This is a genomic window from Streptomyces sp. NPDC055078, assembly GCF_053607985.1.
Map to the genome: position 1 here is coordinate 1 of NZ_JBSGUP010000772.1, position 3,592 is coordinate 3,592.

3 protein-coding genes and 1 pseudogene are annotated in these 3,592 nt (G+C 70.3%); 3 read left to right on the top strand and 1 reads right to left on the bottom strand.

Going from position 1 to position 3,592, the window contains the following annotated elements; all coding sequences use genetic code 11:
• The 3 genes from ACWF94_RS36390 to ACWF94_RS36400 all read left to right on the top strand — a co-directional run.
• On the top strand, positions 1-687 hold a 687-nt coding region (locus ACWF94_RS36390; RefSeq protein WP_453498826.1), incomplete at its 5' end, for a hypothetical protein.
• Between the two features lie 132 nt (positions 688-819).
• Positions 820-2,274 (top strand): amino acid permease, encoded by a 1,455-nt coding sequence (locus ACWF94_RS36395; protein ID WP_453498829.1) that lies wholly within the window; start codon positions 820-822, stop codon positions 2,272-2,274.
• A 42-nt stretch (positions 2,275-2,316) separates the two neighbouring features.
• The gene (locus ACWF94_RS36400; RefSeq protein WP_453498832.1) at positions 2,317-3,204 is read left to right on the top strand and encodes a GNAT family N-acetyltransferase; all 888 of its coding nucleotides are present in this window, start codon (positions 2,317-2,319) and stop codon (positions 3,202-3,204) included.
• A 37-nt stretch (positions 3,205-3,241) separates the two neighbouring features.
• Here the strand turns inward: ACWF94_RS36400 and ACWF94_RS36405 are convergent.
• Positions 3,242-3,592: pseudogene (locus tag ACWF94_RS36405) on the bottom strand (hypothetical protein); the annotation flags it as partial.

Here is a 3,592-nt window from a genome sequence, read left to right on the forward strand (position 1 = left end):
GCGCTGCGCTCGGCCGACGCCCGCGACCCCCGCACCGACACCCTGGTGGCCATCGCGTCCGCCGCCTGCCGGCGGGCCGCCCTGATGCTCCCGGACGACCCGACCCCCTGGGTCGCCGAACTGGCTCTCGCCCGCATCCGGCGGCCCCTCGACCGGGCCCCGCAGGGGCTGCTGACCGCGCCCCCGGGACCCTGGCGGCTGTTCGCCCGGATCCTCCGGCTCGACCCCTGGAACCGCGAAGCACACCACCGGTTCCTGGCGTTCTTCTTCTCCCGGCACGGCGGCACCGCCAGCGCCCGCTGGGACGTCGCGTCCTTTCTCAGCCACCGCGCCCCGGCGTCGTCGGCGCTGCGGCTGCTGCCGCTGGTGGCACTCGCCGAGGAGTACGATCCCGCCTCGCTGCTCGCCTACCGCGCCTGGCTGCAACCCCAGTGGGTCGATGCCGCGACCGGGAACTACACCAACTGGTTCCCCCGCGTGCCCGGTTACCGGTTCACCCCGGTACTGGATCTCTCCTATCTCGCGCACGCCCTCTATATGGGCAGACGCAAATTCGAGGCACGAGAGGTCCTGATGGCTATGGGGCCCTATGCCGCACGAATGCCATGGAGTGCGTTCGGCGCCCCCGATGAACAACTGACCAGGGCGAGACGTGCCTGCGGGCTTCCCATCCCCGGTTCCCCATGAATTTGCCTCCGTCTCGCCGGCCATGAATGGGAAGGACGCGGTTTGTTCGAGCGCACCACTATCCTCCGCCCGAGGAAGCGTCACCGGGCCGACGGCGCCGTAACGCTCGACGACGACGCGACACTCCACGCCATGGGATATCCGCGGAAACTCACCCGCAGATTCCGTGCGTTCGACAACTTCGCGATCTCGTTCACCATCATCAACATCATCTCCGGAATTTTCTCCGCGTTCGGTTTCGGTATGGGCGCGGGCGGCCCGGTGATCCTGGTCTTCGGCTGGATCGGGGTATCGGTCATGGTGCTGTTCGTCGGCGCGGCCATGGGAGAGATCGCCTCCGCCTATCCGACGAGCGGGGCGCTGTACTTCGCCGCCGGAAAGCTCGCCAAGCGCCACCGCGGCGCCTGGTCCTGGTACACCGGCTGGCTCAACTTCGTCGGCCAGATCGGCGGTACGGCCGCCACCGGCTACGCCGCGGCCACCTTCATCCAGGCGTTCGTCGTCATGCGGTGGCCCGGCTACGAGGTCACCGGGCACCGCACGGTGGTCATCACCACCGTGATTCTGCTGGTCCAGGCGCTCGCCAACACCTACACCGTCCAACTGGTGGCGACCTTCAACCGGATCTCCGTATGGTGGCTGCTGATCGGAATGTCGGTCATCGTCGGCTGTCTGGTACTGATCCCCACCCACCACCAGTCACCCGCGTTCGCCACCCATTTCGTGAACAACACCGGCTTCGGCAATGGTCTGTACGCGGCGATGCTCGGACTCCTGGTCACCAGTTGGACCTTCACCGGCTTCGACGGAAGTTTCCACATGTCGGAGGAGACGGTGAAGGCGACCGTCAACACCCCCAAGGGCATCATGTGGGCCATCGGCTGCTCCGCGGTCGCCGGACTGATTCTCATGCTCGCCCTGGTGTACGCGATCCGCGACTACGCGGATACAGCCCGTGCTTCCGCGCCCCCGGTGCGGATTCTCATTGAAGCGCTCGGCACCGGAACGGCCGAGCTGCTCCTGCTGATCGTGATCGGCGCGATGCTGTTCTGCGGGCTCGCCAACATGACCAGCAATACCCGCCAGATCTTCGCCTTCGCCCGCGACGGCGCGATGCCGGGTTCCCGGCTGTGGCATTCGGTGTGCCCGCGTACGCGCACCCCCGTCAAGGCCGTCTGGCTGGCCGCCGCCTGCTCTTTCGTACTGATCGCCCCCGCCTGGTGGTCCCGCACCGCCTTCACCGCGATCGTCAGCGTCAATGTGGTCGGGCTCTATCTCGCCTACGGTGTGCCCATCTTTCTGCGGCTGCGCCTCGGCGACGCGTTCGAACCGGGCCCCTGGCACCTCGGGCGCTGGGGGGTGCCCATCGCGCGCACGGCGGTGGCCTGGATCGTGTTCAGCAGTGTGCTGTTCATGCTGCCCCACGCCGCCCCGATCACCGGCACCACCTTCAACTACGCGCCGATCGCCCTCGGGGCGGTCCTCCTCCTGGCCACCGCCTGGTGGTTCGCCACCGCGCGCAGAAGCTTCCAGGGGCCCGTCAGCTACGGCAGTCCCGACGAGGTCGCCGCCATGGACCTGATCTGACCCGCAGTCATCACCGTCCGCACCGAAAGGAACCGAACCACCATGAACAACCCCCTCGACGAGGCAACCCTGGCCGGCAGTCCCACGGACCGTCTCACCGTCACCGCCGCCACCCTGGAGGAGTGGCACCCCGTCGCCGCATGGGCCGCAGCCGAGGGGTGGAACCCGGGCCACGGAGATGTCGCCTGCTTCCACCCCACCGACCCCGCCGGATTCTTCGTCGGCCGGATCGACGGGGAGCCGGTCTCGGCGGTCTCCGTCGTCACCTACTCCGACCAGTACGCCTTCCTCGGCTACTACCTCGTCCGCCCCGACCTCCGGGGCCAGGGCCTGGGCCTCGCGACCTGGCGAGCCGCGTTCCCGCACGCGGGCGACCGGCTGGTGGGCCTGGACGCGGTCCCCGCCCAGCAGGCCAACTACCAGCGCTCCGGCTTCTCACCCGCGTACGGGACCGTCCGCTACAGCGGTCGCCCCGAGCGCCCCGGCACTGCGGATGGCGCGACCGTGCCGGTCGACCCCGCGCACCTGGACGCGATCGCCGCGTACGACCGTGACTGCTTCCCGGCGGACCGGCGGGCCTTCGTCGCCCGCTGGCTCACCGCAGGTGGTCACACCGCGCGCGTCCGGCTGCGGGACGGCCGGGTCACCGGATACGGGGTGATCCGGCCCGGCCGTGACGCCCACCGGATCGGCCCGCTGTTCGCGGACACGCCCGCCGACGCCGAAGCGCTCTTCGACGGCCTCACCGCGCGGCTGGGCCCCGATGACGAGGTCGCCGTCGATATGCCCGAGACCCGGCCGGAGGCCGCGGCGCTCGCCCTGGCCCGCGGGCTGACGGCTCAGTTCCCCACCGTCCGGATGTACACGGGTGAGGCTCCCGGGATCCGTACCGAGCGCGTCTTCGGCATCACCTCACTGGAACTCGGCTGAACTCGGCTGACTGGCGACCTGGGCCCGTCCGTGCCTGTCAGGTCTCCGGCGGGCCGGACAGAACCTCGGACGCCGGGGCCGGCGTGCCCGGCGGGCTGTAGGTGTCCGGGGCGGGCGAGGCGGGAGGCTCCTCCGGCGGCGGCTGAGACGTCGGCACGTCCGACGGTGGGGGAGGGGGCGGGGACGCGGGCCCCTCGGACGTCGGCGGCACCGGCGTCCCCGGCTCCTCGGAGCCCGGTTCCTCCGGCGACCCGGACGGCGGCTCGGGCGAAGGAGTCGGCGGGCAGGAGGCGTCGTCGGGACAGGGGGTTTCCTTCGGGGCGGATACGGTGGGGGACGGCTGCTTCTTCGGGGGCTTCGTCTTCTTGTCCCCGGCGCCCGTGTCACC

What these genes read in the sequence shown, in the direction of transcription:
- ACWF94_RS36400 (WP_453498832.1), top strand. Translation starts at nt 2,317, where the DNA reads ATGAACAACCCCCTCGACGAGGCAACCCTGGCCGGCAGTCCCACGGAC.
- ACWF94_RS36395 (WP_453498829.1), top strand. Translation starts at nt 820, where the DNA reads ATGGGATATCCGCGGAAACTCACCCGCAGATTCCGTGCGTTCGACAAC.